Annotated in this window: 14 protein-coding genes; 7 read left to right on the top strand and 7 right to left on the bottom strand. The window is 72.3% G+C overall.

Features of this window, described 5'->3' with window-relative positions:
* Positions 1 to 5: 5 nt before the first annotated feature.
* From FKN01_RS04565 to FKN01_RS04555, 3 genes are all read left to right on the top strand, one after another.
* The gene (locus FKN01_RS04565) at positions 6 to 941 is read left to right on the top strand and encodes an AraC family transcriptional regulator (protein ID WP_143616609.1); all 936 of its coding nucleotides are present in this window, start codon (positions 6 to 8) and stop codon (positions 939 to 941) included.
* 327 nt (positions 942 to 1,268) lie between these two features.
* Positions 1,269 to 1,919, top strand: coding sequence for a hypothetical protein (locus FKN01_RS04560; RefSeq protein ID WP_143616607.1), 651 nt, complete (start codon positions 1,269 to 1,271; stop codon positions 1,917 to 1,919).
* A 105-nt stretch (positions 1,920 to 2,024) separates the two neighbouring features.
* Positions 2,025 to 2,675: a hypothetical protein gene (locus FKN01_RS04555; RefSeq protein WP_143616605.1), complete on the top strand. Its 651-nt coding sequence runs from the start codon at positions 2,025 to 2,027 to the stop codon at positions 2,673 to 2,675.
* Positions 2,676 to 2,779: 104 nt separating this feature from the next.
* Here the strand turns inward: FKN01_RS04555 and FKN01_RS04550 are convergent, their stop codons facing one another.
* The 5 genes from FKN01_RS04550 to FKN01_RS04530 form a co-directional block, all read right to left on the bottom strand.
* Positions 2,780 to 3,199 (bottom strand): hypothetical protein, encoded by a 420-nt coding sequence (locus FKN01_RS04550; protein ID WP_143616604.1) that lies wholly within the window; start codon positions 3,197 to 3,199, stop codon positions 2,780 to 2,782.
* Between the two features lie 149 nt (positions 3,200 to 3,348).
* Complete coding sequence (locus tag FKN01_RS04545; RefSeq protein ID WP_143616602.1) at positions 3,349 to 4,623, bottom strand: alpha/beta fold hydrolase; 1,275 nt, start codon at positions 4,621 to 4,623, stop codon at positions 3,349 to 3,351.
* 52 nt (positions 4,624 to 4,675) lie between these two features.
* On the bottom strand, positions 4,676 to 5,743 hold the full coding sequence (locus FKN01_RS04540) for a hypothetical protein (RefSeq protein ID WP_143616600.1): 1,068 nt from the start codon (positions 5,741 to 5,743) through the stop codon (positions 4,676 to 4,678).
* A gap of 54 nt (positions 5,744 to 5,797) precedes the next feature.
* Positions 5,798 to 7,459 carry an OPT/YSL family transporter gene (locus FKN01_RS04535; protein ID WP_143616598.1) on the bottom strand — a complete coding sequence of 554 codons (1,662 nt, stop codon included), beginning with the start codon at positions 7,457 to 7,459 and terminating at the stop codon, positions 5,798 to 5,800.
* Between the two features lie 138 nt (positions 7,460 to 7,597).
* Positions 7,598 to 8,431 (bottom strand): IclR family transcriptional regulator, encoded by an 834-nt coding sequence (locus tag FKN01_RS04530; protein ID WP_143616596.1) that lies wholly within the window; start codon positions 8,429 to 8,431, stop codon positions 7,598 to 7,600.
* A gap of 206 nt (positions 8,432 to 8,637) precedes the next feature.
* Between FKN01_RS04530 and FKN01_RS04525 the strand changes: the two genes are divergently transcribed.
* The 3 genes from FKN01_RS04525 (at position 8,638) to FKN01_RS04515 (ending at position 13,918) form a co-directional block, all read left to right on the top strand.
* Entirely contained in the window at positions 8,638 to 11,454 is a 2,817-nt protein-coding gene (locus tag FKN01_RS04525) for a BTAD domain-containing putative transcriptional regulator (protein ID WP_143616594.1), read from the top strand.
* A 140-nt stretch (positions 11,455 to 11,594) separates the two neighbouring features.
* Positions 11,595 to 12,692, top strand: a complete 1,098-nt coding sequence (locus tag FKN01_RS04520; protein ID WP_143616592.1) for a ThiF family adenylyltransferase — start codon at positions 11,595 to 11,597, stop codon at positions 12,690 to 12,692.
* On the top strand, positions 12,689 to 13,918 hold the full coding sequence (locus FKN01_RS04515) for a hypothetical protein (RefSeq protein WP_143616590.1): 1,230 nt from the start codon (positions 12,689 to 12,691) through the stop codon (positions 13,916 to 13,918). The genes FKN01_RS04520 and FKN01_RS04515 overlap by 4 nt, the downstream gene beginning before the upstream one ends.
* Positions 13,919 to 14,221: 303 nt before the next feature.
* Here the strand turns inward: FKN01_RS04515 and FKN01_RS04510 are convergent, their stop codons facing one another.
* Positions 14,222 to 15,004 carry a calcium-binding protein gene (locus tag FKN01_RS04510; protein WP_143616588.1) on the bottom strand — a complete coding sequence of 261 codons (783 nt, stop codon included), beginning with the start codon at positions 15,002 to 15,004 and terminating at the stop codon, positions 14,222 to 14,224.
* Positions 15,005 to 15,325: 321 nt separating this feature from the next.
* Between FKN01_RS04510 and FKN01_RS04505 the strand changes: the two genes are divergently transcribed.
* Positions 15,326 to 15,931 carry a lytic polysaccharide monooxygenase gene (locus FKN01_RS04505; protein WP_143616816.1) on the top strand — a complete coding sequence of 202 codons (606 nt, stop codon included), beginning with the start codon at positions 15,326 to 15,328 and terminating at the stop codon, positions 15,929 to 15,931.
* Positions 15,932 to 16,066: 135 nt separating this feature from the next.
* Here FKN01_RS04505 and FKN01_RS04500 read toward each other — a convergent pair whose 3' ends face one another.
* On the bottom strand, positions 16,067 to 17,356 hold the full coding sequence (locus FKN01_RS04500) for a haloacid dehalogenase-like hydrolase (RefSeq protein WP_398931005.1): 1,290 nt from the start codon (positions 17,354 to 17,356) through the stop codon (positions 16,067 to 16,069).
* Positions 17,357 to 17,447 lie beyond the last annotated feature (91 nt).

The following is a 17,447-nucleotide window of genomic DNA, read 5'->3' as shown; positions in this document are numbered from 1 at the left end:
GACACATGATGGTCGGCAAGCGACACCCAGCCCCGGGGGGCCAGGCCGGAGCGGCGGAGGTCCCGCTGTACGGCTTCCAGCCACCGGTCGGCACGCCCTTCGGGCTGGAGGTGAGCACCGTCGAGGACTTCTTCGCCGAGCACGACGACTGGCCGTGGAACCCGCCGCGCCCGGGGCGCGCCACCTTCCACTACCTCATCGCGGTCACCGAGGGCGAGCTGCTCCACGACGTCGACCACCTCACACGGACCGTCGCTCCCGGCCAGTGGCTGTGGGTGCGGCCCGGGCACACGCAGTGCTGGCACCCGCCCGACACCGCCCGCGGCCCGTTCATCCTGTTCGAACCGGACGTACTGACTCCCGCCACCGCCCGCCTCCTGGCCCCGCTCACCGCGCACGACGCCCCCGCCGTGCTGAGCCCGCACCCCGACGACGCCCCCTGGCTCCACCGGACGGCACTGCAGCTCCTCGCCGAACACCGGGCGCTCGGACGCCGCCCCCTCGATGTCCACCACGCCCTGCGGCGCAGCCTGCTCGAAGCACTGCTGCTGCGCCTGGCCGACGCCCCCGGCGTCACCCCCAAGGGCCCGGCGCCGGCCGGAGCGGGACGGGGTGACGCCTACGGCCGGTTCGTGGACGCCCTGGAGCTGCACTTCCGTGAACTGCATCGAGCCGCGGACTACGCCGAGCTGCTCGGCTGCTCGGTGCGCACCCTCAGCCGCGCCGCGCGGGACGCCACCGGCAAAGGGGTGCGTGACCTCATCGACGAGCGGCGCCTGCTCGAAGCCCGGCGCTTGCTGGGAAACGCCCAGTGGCCGGCCCGGGCTGTGGCCGCCCACCTCGGCTTCTCCGATCCCGCGAACTTCGGCCGCTTCTTCCGCGACCGCACCGGTCTCACGCCGGCCGCGTTCGCGGCCGGCGCCGCCACCACTGGTCCGTGAGCGGAGTGCGCCCCCGGGCACTCGCCTCTCAGTCCTCCAGGACGACGACGTGCCGGCCCTGAGCGGCGCCGGGCTCCCGGAAGTGCACGCCCAGGTGTGCGCCGGGCCGGGACGAAGGCCCGCGTCGACGGTGAACAGCCGTCGCGCGGCTGTGCCGTCCCTGGGACGAGTCTGTGTCATTCCTGGACCAGTGTGAGTGGCGCGTCGCGGCGCGCCCCCTGGACGCACTGCCGTCGCCGATGTCGCCGGGCAGGCCCGGCCGCATGGTCCAGTTGTCGAACGTTCCGGCTGTCGTACAGCGCAGCCCTTACCGCGAGTTAGGTCAAAATGATACGCAAGGGACGCATCGTCTTCGCAGTCGCCCTCACCACCCTGGGCCTCGGGCTCACGGCCTGCAACGACGGCGAGGACGAGGCAGTCGGGCAGGAATCGCCCTCGGCCTCGGCCTCCGCCCCGGCCTCGCCCGCCCCGAGCAGCGACAGCCCGTCCGCGGAGCCGAGCGACGACGCCTCCACCGCGCCCAGCGGTGACGTCGCCGCACCGGGCACGAAGTTCAAGGTCGGTGACCGGGCGGTCCTGCCGTTCACGTACGGGACTTCAAAGAAGGGCACGGTCGCCGTGACCGTCACGGCGATCGAGAAGGGCACCGAGGCCGACATGGCCCCCTTCGGTGACAAGGCGAAGGGCATGACGCCTTACTACATCCGCATGAAGGTGGAGAACGTCGGCGGCACCGACCTCTCCTACTCGTCGCTGCGGCTGCGCGGCAAGCTGGCGGGCGGCGCCCCCACGGGCATCATTCTCATCGGTGACCTCCCGGGCAAGTGCGACAGCGAGACGGCGCCCCGCGAGTTCACCACCAAGGGCGCCTCCTACGAGACCTGCTCGCTCAGCGCCACGAAGACCGATCCCATCGCGGTCGCCTCGTTCGAGGAGGGGGACGCGTACAGCGACAGCCCGGTCCTCTGGACCAGCTGACCACCCGTTGCCGAGCTCGCGGGCCGGGTGCTCGTCCCTGACGGAACGCCCGGCCCGCGACCTGCGCGCCAGGAACTGTCAGTGCCGGTTGGCAAGATGGCGGTCATGAGTCACAACATCGCCTATTCCACTGCCGACAAGGCCGACGTCCTCGCCTTTCTCGGCGCCGGCGACGATCTGAACGCAGACCGGCGCCGCCGCCTCGACGCGATACGCAAGGCCGCGCGGGCCCACCAGGACGACCTCGACGACCAAGGCGTCGACTGGGGCTTGTCCGTCGTCCACGCCCTCGATCACCTCATCGCCGGACGCGCCGACTCGGACGCCGCGTACGCGGGCAACGCCTACACCAGCGCGTTGCAGCACATCATCGACCACAACGCGTCCGACTCGATGCACCTGGGCACCTACTCAAAACCCTCGACGTTCTTCGGGCTGGTCGACGACCGCATGCGGCGCCTCGGCGTCCCCGCCGACCTGCTGCCCCACGGCTTCCTCTACGGCGGGCTGCCCGACGGCTTCCCGCTTCTTCCGCACTCGGTCGACGGCTGTCCCGCCATCGGTCATCTGCCGCTCGCCAAGGCCAAGCCCGCGGCCGAGGCGTATCGCGCCGTCCTCGACGAGATACCCGCCGACTTCCGGTACGACGTGCAGGAGCTGATCGAGAAGCTCGATACGGAGCACGAAGAGTGGGAGTACGCCACGAAGAAGATCGACTGGTACACCCAGGACACCCTCTTCTTCAAGCTCACCTAGCCGAGTGCGCCGGTCGCCGCTGGAGCGTGCCGGCTCGCCACGGCCGGTGGCCGTCTCGGGGCGGGCGGGCTGCCCCCGCGCCCGGAAGGCCGCCCGCCCGAGGGTCAGCCGTCGAGCATGGCCGCCCCGTATCCCACCGGCGCGGAGAGGAGCAGAAAGAGCCAGTCGCGGTCCTGGGCCTCCGCTTTGAACACGTGCGCCGCCCGGTCGATGTCACCGGCGAAGAGGTCCCAGGCGTCGCTGAAATCGCCTCCGTAGGGGGCGACGGCGATGAGACAGAGGCCCAGGAGCGTGCCCAGGTAGGTGCCCAGCGGCGTCGCGACGGCGCAGGTGACGGCCACCGACTGGCTGTTGTTGCTATGGCTGCCGGCGACGAGGCCGGTAACTCCGCCCATCACCAGGGCGCCCCAAGTCATCAGCTCCGTCTGGTCCTTGATGATGAACGCCCAGACCAGGGACAGGCCGACCGTCATGCCGAGTACGATCAGGATGCCTGTGCTGTCGTCGTTGCCCGACTCGTTCACGCCGGCCTCCCCCGTGAGTTGAGGCGGCCTCCGCGACCAGCACGCCCCCGTGGTCCTCATCCACGATAGACAAGGACACGGAGCTGGGGCAGGGGTATAACCGGCCTCGACGCCGACGGTCGACAGCGCGTCTCACCTCCGGCGTCCGCCTAGGACAGGGACAGCAGGCGGTCCAGCACCCCGGCGTCGGCCTTCACGCCGTCGTGCAGATGGGTCTCGGAGACCCACGGGCGCAGACCGCGGACCAGGGACGCCGTGTTCAGGGCGTGATCGTGGTCGACGTACATGTCCTGCCGGTACACCGCCGCGGCGACCGGCACCGTGTTGGCCGCGAGACGGCCGAGGTCGTAGAGGGCGGGCCAGTCGGTGCGGTGGGCGAGCGCGTCCGCCGTCGCCTTCAGGGGGACGAGGGCCGGGTCCTCGTCGAACATCCAGGGGTACATCATCTCGCCCGTGAAATGCAGCGGACCGCCCGAGGAGGCGTCGAACTCCGGGAACTCCGCCCGCACCCGGTCGGCGGACCACGCCGTGGGACGGCCGCCCTGCGCGTATATCGCCTCGTGCAGGACCGCGTACAGCGGACGCGGCGCGAGGGAGACGACGGAGTCGACGCCGCGCAGGAACGTGTCGGAGAGGACCGGACCGCCCCGCCCGGGCACGAAGGCGCACTCCAGCAGGTAGTGCAGGGAGTCGAAGGCCGACGCCGTGCCGAAGGTGATCCCCAGCGTCTGGAACCGCCGTACCGACAGGCGCTCGCCCGTCGGCATACGGACGTTGTGGTCGGCCAGATGGGCGGCGACACGTTCGGCCAGGGCACGGTCATGGGGGTATCGCTCGAAGTACCGGGTGTTGGCGGCGAGCGTACGCCGGTACGCCGCGCGGTAGACGTCGTCGGCGTGACCGGTGAGGGTGGGCAGGCCACCGGTGATCAGGGCCCGGTCCAGGCCCTCGGGGGCGAGGCCGAGATAGGTGAGGGTGGCGAAGCCGCCGAAGCTCTGGCCCAGGACCGTCCAGGGCCGGTCGCCCTGCAGCCGGCGGCGCACCAGCTCCGCGTCGCGGACGATCGAATCGGCCCGGAAGTGGGTGAGGTACTGCGCGGCATCGGCACGGCCGGCCAGTGTGGTGCGGTCCGCCGGGGTGGACCGGCCGGTGCCGCGCTGGTCGAGGAGGACGACGCGGAACTCCTTCAGGGCGCGGCGCAGCCAGGCGCCCGCCGCGTTCGGACGTTCCGCCCGCCCGCCCGGCCCGCCCTGGAGCCAGAGCAGCCGCGGCAGCTCACGGCCCTCCATCCCCTCGGCGACGACCTCGCGCGCGAAGACGGAGATGCCCGGCCCGTCCGGGCGGGCGTGGTCGAGCGGTACGTCGAGGGTGTGGTCGGTGCAGACGAGGCCGCTGTGTCGGTACGTGATCTGGTCGTCGGTCAAGTCCGGCTCCTGGGACGGGGTGAACGAGGGCGGGCGGGCGCGCGGTCGGCGGTCAGTAGCCGGCGACGCCCAGTTCGCGGCAGATCTCGACCAGCTCGGGGTGCACGTACACGCCGTCCTTCTCGATGCACTCGCCGTCGAGGTAGATCGAGGGGCCGAGGATCGAGCCGTCGGTGTGCGCGGCGGACACCCACGGTTCGCCACCGATCCAGGCGCCCTTGGTGCCGATGCCGAGCTCCACGCAGCCGAAGACGCGCTCGTCCTCGACGATGCGGCCGGTCGGCGCGGGCACACCCGGGTTGAACCCCAGGGACCAGTGGGCGACGCGGAACATGTTCGGGTCGTCCCAGGACTCCATCCAGCGGCGGAAGATCTCCGCGTCCTGGCCCTCGCCGTCGATCTTCGTGACGACGCCCTTCTCGACGGTGCAGCGGACCGGGGTGCGCAGCAGACCGAGCTGGTCCGGCGGCCACAGGGCGCCGTCGAAGACGAGGACGCCGTCCTGGGTCTCCTCCAGCGGGTTCCAGGAGATCTGGCCGGAGAGCATGACGGTCTCGCCGGGATTCTCGGCGGGCTTGCCCCGCAGGTTGATCGGGCGGTCACCGTTGCGGCCGGTGATGTCGGTGCCGTTGGCGGAGGTGATGCGCACCTCGTCCGCCTGCTCCAGGAGACGGACCAGCGCCTTGCCGAGCTTGATCACACCCTCGAAGTCGGGGCGGCCGACCGTGGCGACGAGCATGTGCACGTCCATGGCCGTGAGGTTGGTGTAACGGCAGCCGTTCGCCATCGCGCGGCGGAACGCGTCGGAGTGCATCACGTACGAGACCGCGAACTCGATCCACACGTCGGCGTCGGCTATGGCGCCGGCGACGGGGCGCGGCGGCTCCATGGACGAGCTCGGCAGCGTCTCGTACCAGACGACGACGGGGTGCGCCCCGGCCGCCGCGACGGCCTGGGCGGTGGCGTCCACGACCCGGCGGTCGCTGCTGGTGTCGCCGGTGAGGACGACGTGCTCGCCGGGCTTGACGAGCATGACCTGCTCGACGAGCTTGCGAGCGGCGAGGGCGAGTTCGTAGCTCAGGTACTCGGACCGGGGTTCGAGCCGGCTGAACATCTCCATGGATCTTCTCCTTGCGGTGGTGCGTGTGAGTGAAGGTGGTATGGGGGGGCGGGGTCAGCTGGCCTTGATGATCTGGGCGGAGTCGCCCAGGGAGCTGCCCGCGATGAGCCCGGCGCCGACCAGGTTGAGTTCCTCGTCGGCGGCGGGACCGCGCCACTTGCGGTAGCCGACGCGCACGGCGAGCGCGGCGAGGACCATCCAGCAGGCGTTCGGGGTGAGGATCAGCAGGCCGGTGGCGAGCATGACGCCCATCTGCCGCTTGGTGCCGCCGACCAGCTGGATCACGGCGCCGGGGATGGCCCACAGCAGCAGGGTGCGCAGGACACCGGGCTCGCCCAGACCGTTCTTGACGGTGTCGGCGTAGACCTTGGCGACGGGCGGGATCAGCCCCTGCCTGAAGTACGACTGCCACAGGACGGCCACCACGGCGAGGGCCGCGGCGAAGCCGATGAGGGCGGCACGGAACTGCTCGCGGCGCCCCTCACGCTCGTACGGGTCCCAGGGGCGGTGCTCGCGGCGCAGCAGCCAGCCGGCCTTGAGGTCGTAGCCCATGTCGGCGAAGGCGGGACCGGTGGCCGAGACGTAACCGACCAGCAGCGCGAGCGGTACCGACGGGATGCCGATGAGCAGCCCCAGGACCAGGAAGATCAGAGTGACGGCGAACGACGGGAACCAGCCGGACTGCATCGCCGCGAGCCCGACGATCAGCTCGTGCACGAGCGCGGCGAACGCGGCGAACAGCACCCAGCCGAGCAGGCCCAGCGGACTCATGTCACCGATCAGGCCACCGAGGACGGCGAGCAGCACGGCTCCGGCGACGAAGAGGGCGTAGCCGCGTACGAGCGAGCGGCGCAGCGCCTGCTCGTCCACGGTGTACGAGGTCGTCTCGTCGTGTCCGGCGAGGGTCGCCGCGGCAGCGGGCTGCCGCTCCGAGCGACGGCGGACCAGCAGCACGACCGCCTGGCCCAGGGCGACGACGCCCGCGCCGACCATGACGCCGTGCGGGACGTAACCGGCGCCGAGGTCGGTGTGGAACAGATCGGGGCTGAACTCGCGCAGCCCGAGCCCCACGCCGAACATGAGCAGCGCCCAGACGTTTCCGAGGAAGGCGACACCGGCGGCGGACAGCGGCAGGCTGAACAGGGTGCCGCCGAGCCCGACGAGCGTACCCGCGCCGAGCACCAGGGCCCGCTTGCCGCCCTTGTCACCGGCCTTGATCGTCTCGGCGGCGGCCTGCCCGGGCGGCCAGGCCGCGTCGGCGGGCAGCAGCCGGGAGCCGAAGGAGCGGTAGAGCACCCAGGTGTCGATGAGCAGGCCCGCGAAGGAACCGGCCAGCATCGGCCACACCAGGTCCTCGCGTCCGAAGACGTACGGCACCGCGATCGAGGTGAGCAGCGCGTTGGCAGAGGCGAAGGTGGCGGCGGAGATGGCGCTCTGGGCGAGGTTCTGCCGGTGCACGGAGCGCATCGAGCGCAGTCCGGCGAGCGGGATGCGGCCGATGAGCATGGCGATCAGCGCGCCGACGACCGAGGTGTTGGCGGAGATCCCCAGCTTGGCGACGAGGTCCGCGCCGATGACGGCGCCGACGACGGACAGCACGGCGAGGACGACGAACACGACGGGTTCGCGTACGCGGGGGTGGCCGGCGCCGGACGACGCGGGGCCGGGGTCGGAGGGCGGCGGCGCGGTGGCCGACGGCGAGGTGTGATGCGACACGGAACACCCCTTGGTGGGTGGGCCCTGCCCCGGGACAGGGAGGGACTTTTCGGGCAGGCGGTGGTGATCCGCGTACTCCGGCACGATGAGTCGTACGGGGTGCGGCCCCGGCGGACGGCGCCGCCGGGGCCGGGCGGGTCAGGAGCCGAAGGCGGCCGTGGCCTCCTCGGCTCCGGCCAGAACGAGCTCGGTGATGCGGTCGACGGCGCGCGTCACGCGGTGCGCGGGCCCGATGACGGTGAGCGAGGCGGCGATGCTGCCGGCCTGGAACACGGGGGCGGCCACGGCCGCGACGGCTTCGTCGTACTCCCCGTGACTCACGCTGTACCCCCGGGAGCGCACGTCCGCGTACCGGGCCAGAAGGGTGTCCAGGCCGGTGACCGTGTGGTCGTTGAAGCGCTGGAGCGGGGTGGCCCCGAACAGGCGCCGGATCTCCGCCTCGGAGTAGTGCGCGAAGATGGCGTGACCGGAGGCGCCGGCGTGCCCGGGCATCACGGCACCGACGATCGCCGTGTAGCGGACCGGCCCGGTGCCGTCGACGGCGGCGGCGCACCGGTATCCGGCGCCCTGCGGCACATTCAGTACCACGCTCTCGCCGGTCTCCCGCAGCAGCCCAGCGAGGACCGGCCGGATCAGCGACGGCAGCACACCGCTGTGCTCCCCGGCGCGCGCCAGCCGGGACACGGCGGGGCCCAGCCGGTAGCGGCGGGTGGTGGTGTCGCAGGTCAGGAAGGAGCGGGAGGCGAGCGTCGTGAGGATGCGCTGGGCCACGGCCTTGTCCCAGCCGTGCCTGCGCGCCATCTCGCTCACCCCCCACTCGGGGCGCCGCTCGGTGAACGACAGCAGGGCGAGCAAGGCGCGGTCCGCGCCCTGCAGAACGCCGGGCTGAGCCGGGGGCAGGGCCTCCGCGTCGTCGGGCCGGCCGGTCTCGTGCGCGGCGCCGTCGGCGGACGCGCCGTTCACCTCGTTCATGGCCTCGTCCCCTTCCTCACTGTTCCTGGTGCGCTGAGCGCAACGGCGTTGCGCTCAGCGGTGAGAACTATGTGATCAGCGGCGCGTGGTGTCAAGGGTGTTCCGCGGCACGGCGGCCTGCCCGCCCGCGGCCGGCCACGACGTAGCGGATCACGTCGGCCGATGGCAAGATCACATGCGGACGCAACGGAGAACGGGGGAGGCCGATGCGTTTTCGTATCCTCGGCCCGCTCGAGATATTCGACGGAGCCGACTGGCGGGGGATCTCCGCCGCCAAGCCGCGCGCGCTGCTCGCCGCCTTACTGGTGCGGCGCGACACACCCGTACCGACGGACCGGCTGGTCACGGAGCTGTGGGGCGAGCGCGAACCCAGGGCGGCCGCCAATCTCATCCAGCAGTACGTGCTGCGGCTGCGCCGTGAACTCGACGACCGGCAGGGCCGGCTGATCGTCACCCGGCCACCGGGCTACCAGGTGGTGCCCGACGGCGAGGACGGGCTGGACGCCACCGCCTTCGTCCGGCTCGGCGAATCCGGCCGGGCCGCGCTGGCGGCCGGCGAGGCGGAGCACGCGGCGAGACTGCTCGCCCAGGCGCTCGCGCTCTGGCGCGGCCCCGCACTCGCCGACGTACCGGCCGGGCCCGTGGTGGAGGCGGAGGCTGCACGGCTGGACGAGCAGCGGCTCGACGTCCTCCAGGCACGTGTCGAGGCGGACCTCGCCTGCGGGCGCCACGCCGAACTGGTGCCGGAGCTGAGGCAGTCCGTGCGCGAGCACCCGCTGCGGGAAGGGCTGTGGCAGCAGCTGATGCTGGCGCTGTACCGGTCGGGGCGGCAGGCGGAGGCGCTCGACTCCTACCGGGAGGTGCGCCGGCTGCTGGCCGACGAGCTGAGCGTCGAACCGTCCGCCCCGCTGCGCGAGTTGCAACTGCGCATGCTGCGCGGCGACCCGCGGCTCGCCACCGCCGGACCCGGCCCACGGCCGCCCAAGGGACCGGCCCGCCCCGGACGCGCCGAGGCGCCGCCGCGCCAACTCCCGGCGGCCGTAGGTGGGTTCGCCGGCCGCCGGGCCGAACTGCGGTTGCTGGACGGACCGCCCGGTGACGCGGCCACCGGCACCGGCCCGGTCGTACGCGCCGTCACCGGCACGGCGGGCGCCGGGAAGACGGCGCTCGCGCTGCACTGGGCCCACCGCGCGGCACCGGACTTTCCGGACGGCCAGCTGTACGTCAATCTGCGCGGCTTCGACTCCGCGGCCGGGCCCGTCCCGCCGGGCGAGGCCATCCGCGGCTTCCTGGAGGCCCTGTCGGTGCCGCCGGAGCGCATCCCGGATTCGCTGGAGGCGCGAGCGGCGCTGCTGCGCACCGAGACCGCCGGCCGCCGTCTCCTGTTCGTCCTCGACAACGCCACCGACGCCGCCCAGGTACGGCCCCTGCTGCCGGGCGGTCCCGGTTGCGCCGTGGTCGTCACCGGTCGCGGCCGGCTGGCCGGTCTCGCCGTCACCGATGGCGCCCGGCTGGTCTCCCTCGACGTGCTGTCGCGGGAGGAGGCGCACGAACTGCTCGCCGCCCGGCTCGGCGCCGACCGGGTCGCCGCGGAGCCGGAGGCGGTGGCCGAGCTGATCGAGCTGTGCGCCCGGCTGCCGCTGGCACTCGCCGTGACCGCCGCCCGCGCCGTCGGCCGCCCAGGCTTCGCACTGAGCGCGGTCGCCGCCGAACTGCGCGACACGATAGGGAGGCTGGACGCCCTGGACGCGGGCGAGGGAGTGAGCAGCGTACGGACGGTGTTCTCCTGGTCGTACCTCCGGCTCGACGCCGCCACGGCCAAGGTCTTCCGGCTGCTCGGGCTGTACCCCGGCCGGGACGCCGCCGCGCCCGCCGTGGCGGCGCTGGCCGGGCTGACCGTCCGGCAGGCCGCGGCGGCGCTGACCGCCCTGGCCCGGGTCCACCTGATCGACGAGCACCGCCCCGGCCGGTACTCCTTCCACGACCTGCTGCGCACCTACGCCGCGGAACTGGCGGCGACCGAGGACTCCGAGGCGGAACGCACCCGGGCACTGCACCGCCTGTTCGACCACTTCCTGCACACCGCGCACGCGGCGGGCCGGCGGCTCGCCCCGGTCCGCGCCGAACTGCCGCTCTCGCCGCCGGTGCCCGGCTCCGTGCCCCACCACCCGGAGGGGTACGAGGAGGCGTTGGCGTGGTTCGAGACGGAGCACACCGCGCTGCTCGCCGTCACGGAAGCGGCGGGCCCGGCCGGCTTCGACGACCACGCCTGGCAACTGCCGCTCGCCATGGGGGACTTCCTCCACCTCAGCGGTCGTTGGCACGACTGGGCGGCCACCCAGCGCACGGCCATCGCCGCGGCCCGGCGGCAGGAGGACCGGGCCGGGACGGCACTGTGCCACTGCGAGTCGGGCCGGGCCGCCATCCGGCTGGGACGTTACGAGCAGGCCCGGGACGAGCTGTCGCGGGCCCTGGAGCTGCAACGCGAGCTGCACGACCTGCCGGCGCAGGCCCACACGTTGCGGGCGATCGGCTGGTCCTACGAGCAGCAGGGCGACTACCGTGCCACGCTCCGCTGCGTCGAGCAGGTGCTGGAACTGGAGCGCGCGGCCGGCAACCGGGCCGGCTGGGGCGGCGCGCTGAACAACATCGGCTGGTGCCACACCCATCTGGGCGACCACGAGAAGGCGCTCGCCTGCTGCGAGGAGGCGCTGCGACTGCACCGGGAGGAGGGCAGTCCGCTCGGTGAGGCGTACACCTGGGAGACCTTCGCCGTCATCCGCCGCGCCATGGGCCAGTACACCGAAGCGCTCGACTGCTACCGCCGGTGCCAGGAGGGCTTCCACCGGCTCGGCAACCGGTACGGCGAGGCGGTCGCACTGCGCGGCCTCGGCGAGGTCATGCGCACCGTCGGCGACCTTCCGGGGGCGCGCGAGGCGTGGCGGTCCTCCCTCGCCCTGTTCGAGGAACTCGAGCACCCGGACGCGGACGCCGTGCGCGAGCTGCTCCGGGCGACGGACTGAGCCACCGGCACCGGGCCGTACGGGCCTGCCTCCGGCATGCCCCAAAGCGCCGTCAAAGCGGAAGTTCAGCCGCGGACAGTTAAGTTGCGGCCATGCCCTGGGGGGTCCGGGGTCCGCTGAGGCCGAAAGCGAGTGGGTTGATGCGTGTCGCGCTCAAGGAGTGCTCCTGGCAAACGGTGGGGGAGGACCTGATCGTCGTCTTCGACCCCCGTGAGTCGATCACTCTGGAGGACCCCGAGGGAAAGGTCGAGGCACTTCTCTCCGTCCTGCGCGAGGGGCCCCGCGACGTCGGCGCGCTGCGCGCGGCGCTCGGCGCCCGGGGCGTCGAGGTGACCGGCCAGGAACTCGACGGGGGACTGAAGGGGCTCGCGGCGCTGGGGCTGGTCGAACGGGCCGAGGGCCGGTTCACCGGCGATCCGGCGGTGGACGAACGGCACTTCTCCAACCTGACGTTCTTCGGCACCTTCTCGGACCTCGACCGGCACCGCACCGACTATCTGCGCCGGGTCCGCGAGGCGCACGTCCTGGTGCTCGGCGTGGGCGGCGGCGGTTCCTCGCTGGTGCAGTGCCTGGCGGGTCTCGGCGTCGGCCGGCTGACCCTGCTGGACCACGACCGCGTCGAGACCCGCAACTTCGCCCGGCAGTTCCTGTACAAGCACGAGGACATCGGCCGCTCGAAGGTCGAGCGGGCCGCCGCCTGGGTGCGGGCGTACGACCCGGACATCGAGGTGCGCACCGTCGACCGCTGGGTCGCGGGCCCCGACGACCTCGCCGATCTCACCGACGGGACCGATCTGATCGTGGGCGGCCTGGACGGCCATCCCGACGCCGGCCTGTGGGTGAACGAGGCCGCCGTCCGGGCCGGTGTGCCCCTGGTCGTCGGCGGCGCGACCCGCACACTGCTCTCGTACATGTCCGTCGATCCGGGGGAGAGCGCCTGCCTGGCGTGCGAGTTCGCGCGGCAACCGGAGGAGGGCACCGGCGCGGCGGCCGCCGAGGACCTCGTGCACGGCATGCGGACGACGAACCCGCTCATCGGCCCGGTGGCCATGCAGATCGGCTCGCTGATCGCTCTGGAGGGCCTGCGCTATCTCACCGGCTTCCAGGAGCCGCTGGCCGCCGGCGCCCGGGTCCGGCTCGATCTGCGGGAGGGCCTGGCGGCGAGCCGGGTGCCGTTCCCCGACGTGCCGGACTGCCCGGTGTGCGCGCTGGCCCCGGCACGGGTGGCCGCCATATGACCGGGGTGGACGGATCGCCGCGGACGACCGTGCGGCTGCGACCGCTGAGCCTGGTGCCCGAGGGGGAGGACGAGGTCCTGGTGGGCGACCCGGGCACGGGACAGTTCGTCGCCATTCCGAAGGTCGGCGGTGTGGTCATCGAGGCGCTGCTGCGCGGGGCCACGATCGCCGAGGCCGCTGCCGAGGCCGAGGAGTTCGCCGGTCAGCCGGTCGACGTGCCGTCCTTCGTGGAAACCCTGCGCGAGCTCGGCTTCCTCGACGAGGGACAGCAGGGCACACCGGTCCGCTCGGCGCCGGTCCAGGGCGGGCGGTGGCTGGACGGCGTCCGCCAGGAGATCGCGCGGCCCTTCTTCGGCCGGGTGGCGTGGAGCTGCTACGCCGCGTGCGCGGTGCTGGCCCTGGTCGTGTTCGCGTCCCGGCCCGGCCTCTTCCCCGATCCGGCCACCGACGCGTTCGTCGTGGACGACATCGGCCTCGGCAGCCTGATCCTCATCCCGCTGGCCACGGCCGCGACGGCGATCCACGAGCTCGGGCACTGGTTCGCCGCCCGCGCCCTCGGCCTGGGGGCCAGGTTCGGCATGGACCGGCGCATGGGGTTCCTGCTGGTCTTCGAGACCGACCTGACCCAGCTGTGGACCGTGCCGAAACGCAAGCGGTACGGGCCGCTGCTGGCCGGTCTCGCCCTTGACACGGTGCTGCTCGCCGTGCCGCTGACGGCGCGCCTGCTCATCGACACCGGAGCGTGGGCGGCGCCGGATCAGCTCGACGCGGTCCTCGCCACCTGGATCTACGTGAAGCTCACCGCGATGCTCTGGCAGTGCATGGTGTTCCTGCGCACCGACCTGTACGCGGTGCTGGTCAACGCACTGGGCTGCCGCAACCTGTGGCGGGTGTCGACCCTGATGCTCCGAAGAGCCGTCGGCCGCCTGGACGCCGCGGGGGCGGCCGAGCTGGCCGACGCGCATCCGGCCGACGTCCGGGCGGGGCGCTGGTTCCGCTGGGTGCGGTTCTTCGGGGCCGCGCTGACCCTGGTCTGGGCGGGGCTGTTCCTGGCGCCCTCCGCCTGGGAGGTGCTGCGCTGGGCCGCCGACCGGCTCACCGCGGGACCGGCCACCGGACAGTTCTGGTGGGCGCTGCTGTGCACCGCCGTCTGTCTGGCCCCCTTTGTTCTTCCCGCGGTCCTCTCGGTCCGTGAGCGCGCACGGCGCCTCACGACGAGGAGCTGAGACCCCGCGGGTACCGGTCCACCCCGGCGCGGCGCACCGCCGGCCCGGGGGACGTCATCCAGCCACGAGGAGGTGAATCGCATGGAGATCAAGGTCCGCAAGGTCGAGGACGTGAAGGCCACGGGGTTCCAGGTCTGATCGGCCGGCGGCGGCCCGACCGCCGCACGCGCCCGCTCCGCCGAACCGCGGATCGGTTGCGCAACAGCCGCTGGGGAGGGGAAGGAACTCCGGTTCCGCCCCTCCCCAGCGGGCATGCGCCCCCGCGCCCTTTTCCGAGAGCTGATCTCTTCAGGGGAGCGGCGGTTACGGAAGGACGACGTCGCGGCCGTCCCCGCCGTCGAGGACGTCCTTCCCGGTGCCGCCCCAGACGAAGTCGTCGCCGCCTTCACCGTGCACCGTGTCGTCGCCGGAGCCGCCGAGGAGGGTGTCCCGGCCGTCCCCGCCCATGACATGGTCGTCGCCGGGGCCGGCGTACACGGTGTCGTCACCGCCGTAGCCCTCGATCATGTCGTCGCCCCGGCCGCCCCACATCCGCTGGTTCCCGGCGTCACCCATCAGGTGGTCCATGCCGTCGCCGCCGAGCAGCGTGCCGGGCCCCATGACCATGTCGTCCCCGGTGCCGCCCAGGACCGTGCGGGCGGTGTGGGCGTGCAGTTCGTCGTCGCCCGCGCCGCCGCTGACGATGTTCATTCCGGGCGTGAAGGCGGCGATCGTGTCGTCGCCGTCGCCGAGGAAGACGTCGATCCTGTCGGGCCGCGCGCTGTCGGCGGGCAGTTCGCAGACGACGGCGGTGGTGTCCTCGGCGCCGGCGTGCGCGCAGTGTTCGCCGGGTTCCAGCGGGACCACGTCCCTGAAGCCGATCCGGCGGATTCCGTCGCTCGTGTACATCGGGTAGATGCTGAGGTCGTTGGTCTGCCCCGCAGCGGCCGTGAAGACGATCGACTGCGTCTCCCAGTCGGCCCCGACGCGCGCCTTCGCCTCGACGGCGGGGGCGGCGGCGGAAGCGGCGGCCACAGGGCCGGCGACGAGACCGGCGGATAAAGCGATCGTGGCGACGGCGCGGACGGCGGCTCGGTTCCGGTTCATGAGACCTCATCTCGGGGGAGTGACGGTGGACCGATCTGATACGGCCCGCACCGACCGGTCCGGCGTGGTGCTACCGGGGCCCGGACGGCTGGGCAGTGAAGGCAGTCTCCCGTGCTGCTCCGGATTCGCAAGAGCGCGAACCGACGCGGTGCCGAGTGATCGACTTGATTGTTTCATTGACATGTCCGGCGAAAGTCGTACCGTTGGGAGCGCTCCCATCACAGCCTTGCCACTGGAAGGAGTTCCCCCCACATGTCCAACAAGTTTCGGTTAACCGGGCGTTCGAGGTCGTACCTTCGCCGCCCTCTCCAGACGCTCGCCATGCTGTTCGCCGTCGTCGCCGGCGCGCTGACCTGGTCGGCCCCCGCCCAGGCGCACGGCACGATCGTCGACCCCGCCAGCCGCGCGTACCAGTGCTGGCAGACCTGGGGCAGCCACCACATGGACCCGGCCATGCAGACGCAGGACCCCATGTGCTGGCAGGCGTGGCAGGCCAACAGTGACACCATGTGGAACTGGATGAGCGCTCTGCGCGACGGCCTCGGCGGCCAGTTCCAGGCCAAGACCCCCGACGGCACGCTCTGCAGCAACAACCTGTCCCGGAACGCCAGCCTGGACAAGCCGGGGGCGTGGAAGACCACCACGGTCGGCGACAACTTCTCGGTCCACCTGCGCGATCAGGCGTCCCACGGTGCCGACTACTTCAAGGTCTACGTGAGCAAGCAGGGCTTCGACCCCAAGACCCAGACCCTGGGCTGGGGCAACCTCGACTTCATCACGCAGACCGGCAGCTACGCGCCGGCGCAGGACATCACGTTCCCCGTTCAGACCTCCGGATACTCCGGACATCACATCATGTTCGTGATCTGGCAGGCATCCCACCTCGACCAGGCGTACATGTGGTGCAGCGACGTGAACTTCGCCTGATCCCCAAGGCGTTGCGCACGGCACCGGTCCCGGCCGAGCGCCGCTGAGGCACGGCCCGGACGGCCGGACCCCGCCGGAGCAGGGAACACCCTGCTCCGGCGGGGCTTTCGGCGCGCGGCATACTTCCGAGTCGCGTCAGTACACGGTGTCCCACTGGTCCGGTACGACACCGCCGTCGCCGCGCCGCACGGGGCCGGGGGTGCCGTCGGGCTCGGTGTAGGCGGCCGTCGCACAGGGATAGGCCGTGGTCCTTCGGGGCAGCGGCTCGATGAACATGGGGTTCACGACCCAGCGGCCGTCGGCGTTGTCGTAGGCGCGGCACATCACCTCGCCCTTGTTGCGGTTGAGCACCAGATGCGCTCCCGTGGCATCGCCGACGAATGTCACATCGGTGTCGGCGTCACCCCCGCCGAGCGCGATCCGCCGAGGGGGAGCCTGCCGGTCCCAGGCAGCCCGGCCCTTGATTCCGTAGATCTCCTGGTTGATCCAGCACCGCTTGCCGTCGATGTACGGGATCACCTCGCCCCGGGTGGCGCCCACGCCGCCGCAGCCCGCGTTGCTGGTCGTGATGCGGCCCTCGCCGTCGAGTACGGACCGGATGGCGACGGTGTGCGCGCGGTCGATTCCGATGCCGCGCGACCACACCTCGGTCACCGGCTCGGAACCCGCCGAGACGATCCACACGTCGAACCCGGCCTTCTGGAGCGTACGGACCAGGTCGCGCTGCTGTTCGTAGTACCGCACGTAGGCGGGCAGCACATGGGTGCCGACGGTTCGGGTCGCACCGACGGGCGCGGCGAGGGCCTCCGCGCGGGCGGCCTCGGTGTAGGCGCGGAGTTCCGGGACGGTGTGTCCGGCGAACAGCTGTGGCACCCACGCGTACTGGGGCACGGTACGCCGGTGGTCCCACTGTCCGGCGAAGGCGGCCTCGCCGCTCATCGTCCTGCCGTCTTCACGGATCTGCAGGATCTCGTCGGCGCAGCGGGCGTTGGTGGACGTGGGCAGGGGTGCTCCCACCGCCACCCCGGTGCCGCAGGCATCGGTGAGAGCCTTGTCCGCGGTGCCGGTCAGCCACTTGCTGGTGTCCTTCCAGCTGGCGGGCCGAAGGATCTTGTCGTGCCGCAGGGACCAGCTGATGGTGGCATCGGTGACGTCGTTCTTGGTGATGGTGTTGTCCCAGTCGAACGCCGCGACCGGACGCGGACCGCCCCTGCCGTGGCAGGTGCCGCGCTCGTCGATCACGCGCTGCAGCCGGGCCCGGTTGTCGCCGTACCAGGGAAGTCCGCCGGAGAGCCGCGGGCAGCGGGCCGTCGGCGCCAGGGACGCGCGACCGGCCGGCGCAGCTGCCACGGGGCCGGCCGCGACCGCGGCCGAGAAGGCGGCCGTCACGGCTGAGGCCCACGCGAGAACAAGTCGGGTGCGCATGTGAGTGGACGGTACATCAATGTTTCGGTGATGTAGAGGGGGCGCGCTCCCACCGTCGCGGCGCGGACGCGGCCTTCGTGGGCGGGCCGAA

The sequence above is a fragment of the Streptomyces sp. 130 genome, from assembly GCF_007096885.1.
Classification (GTDB): Bacteria; Actinomycetota; Actinomycetes; order Streptomycetales; family Streptomycetaceae; genus Streptomyces.
Note: the sequence above shows the minus strand (reverse complement) of the source record. Positions and strands in the feature narration are given on the sequence as shown.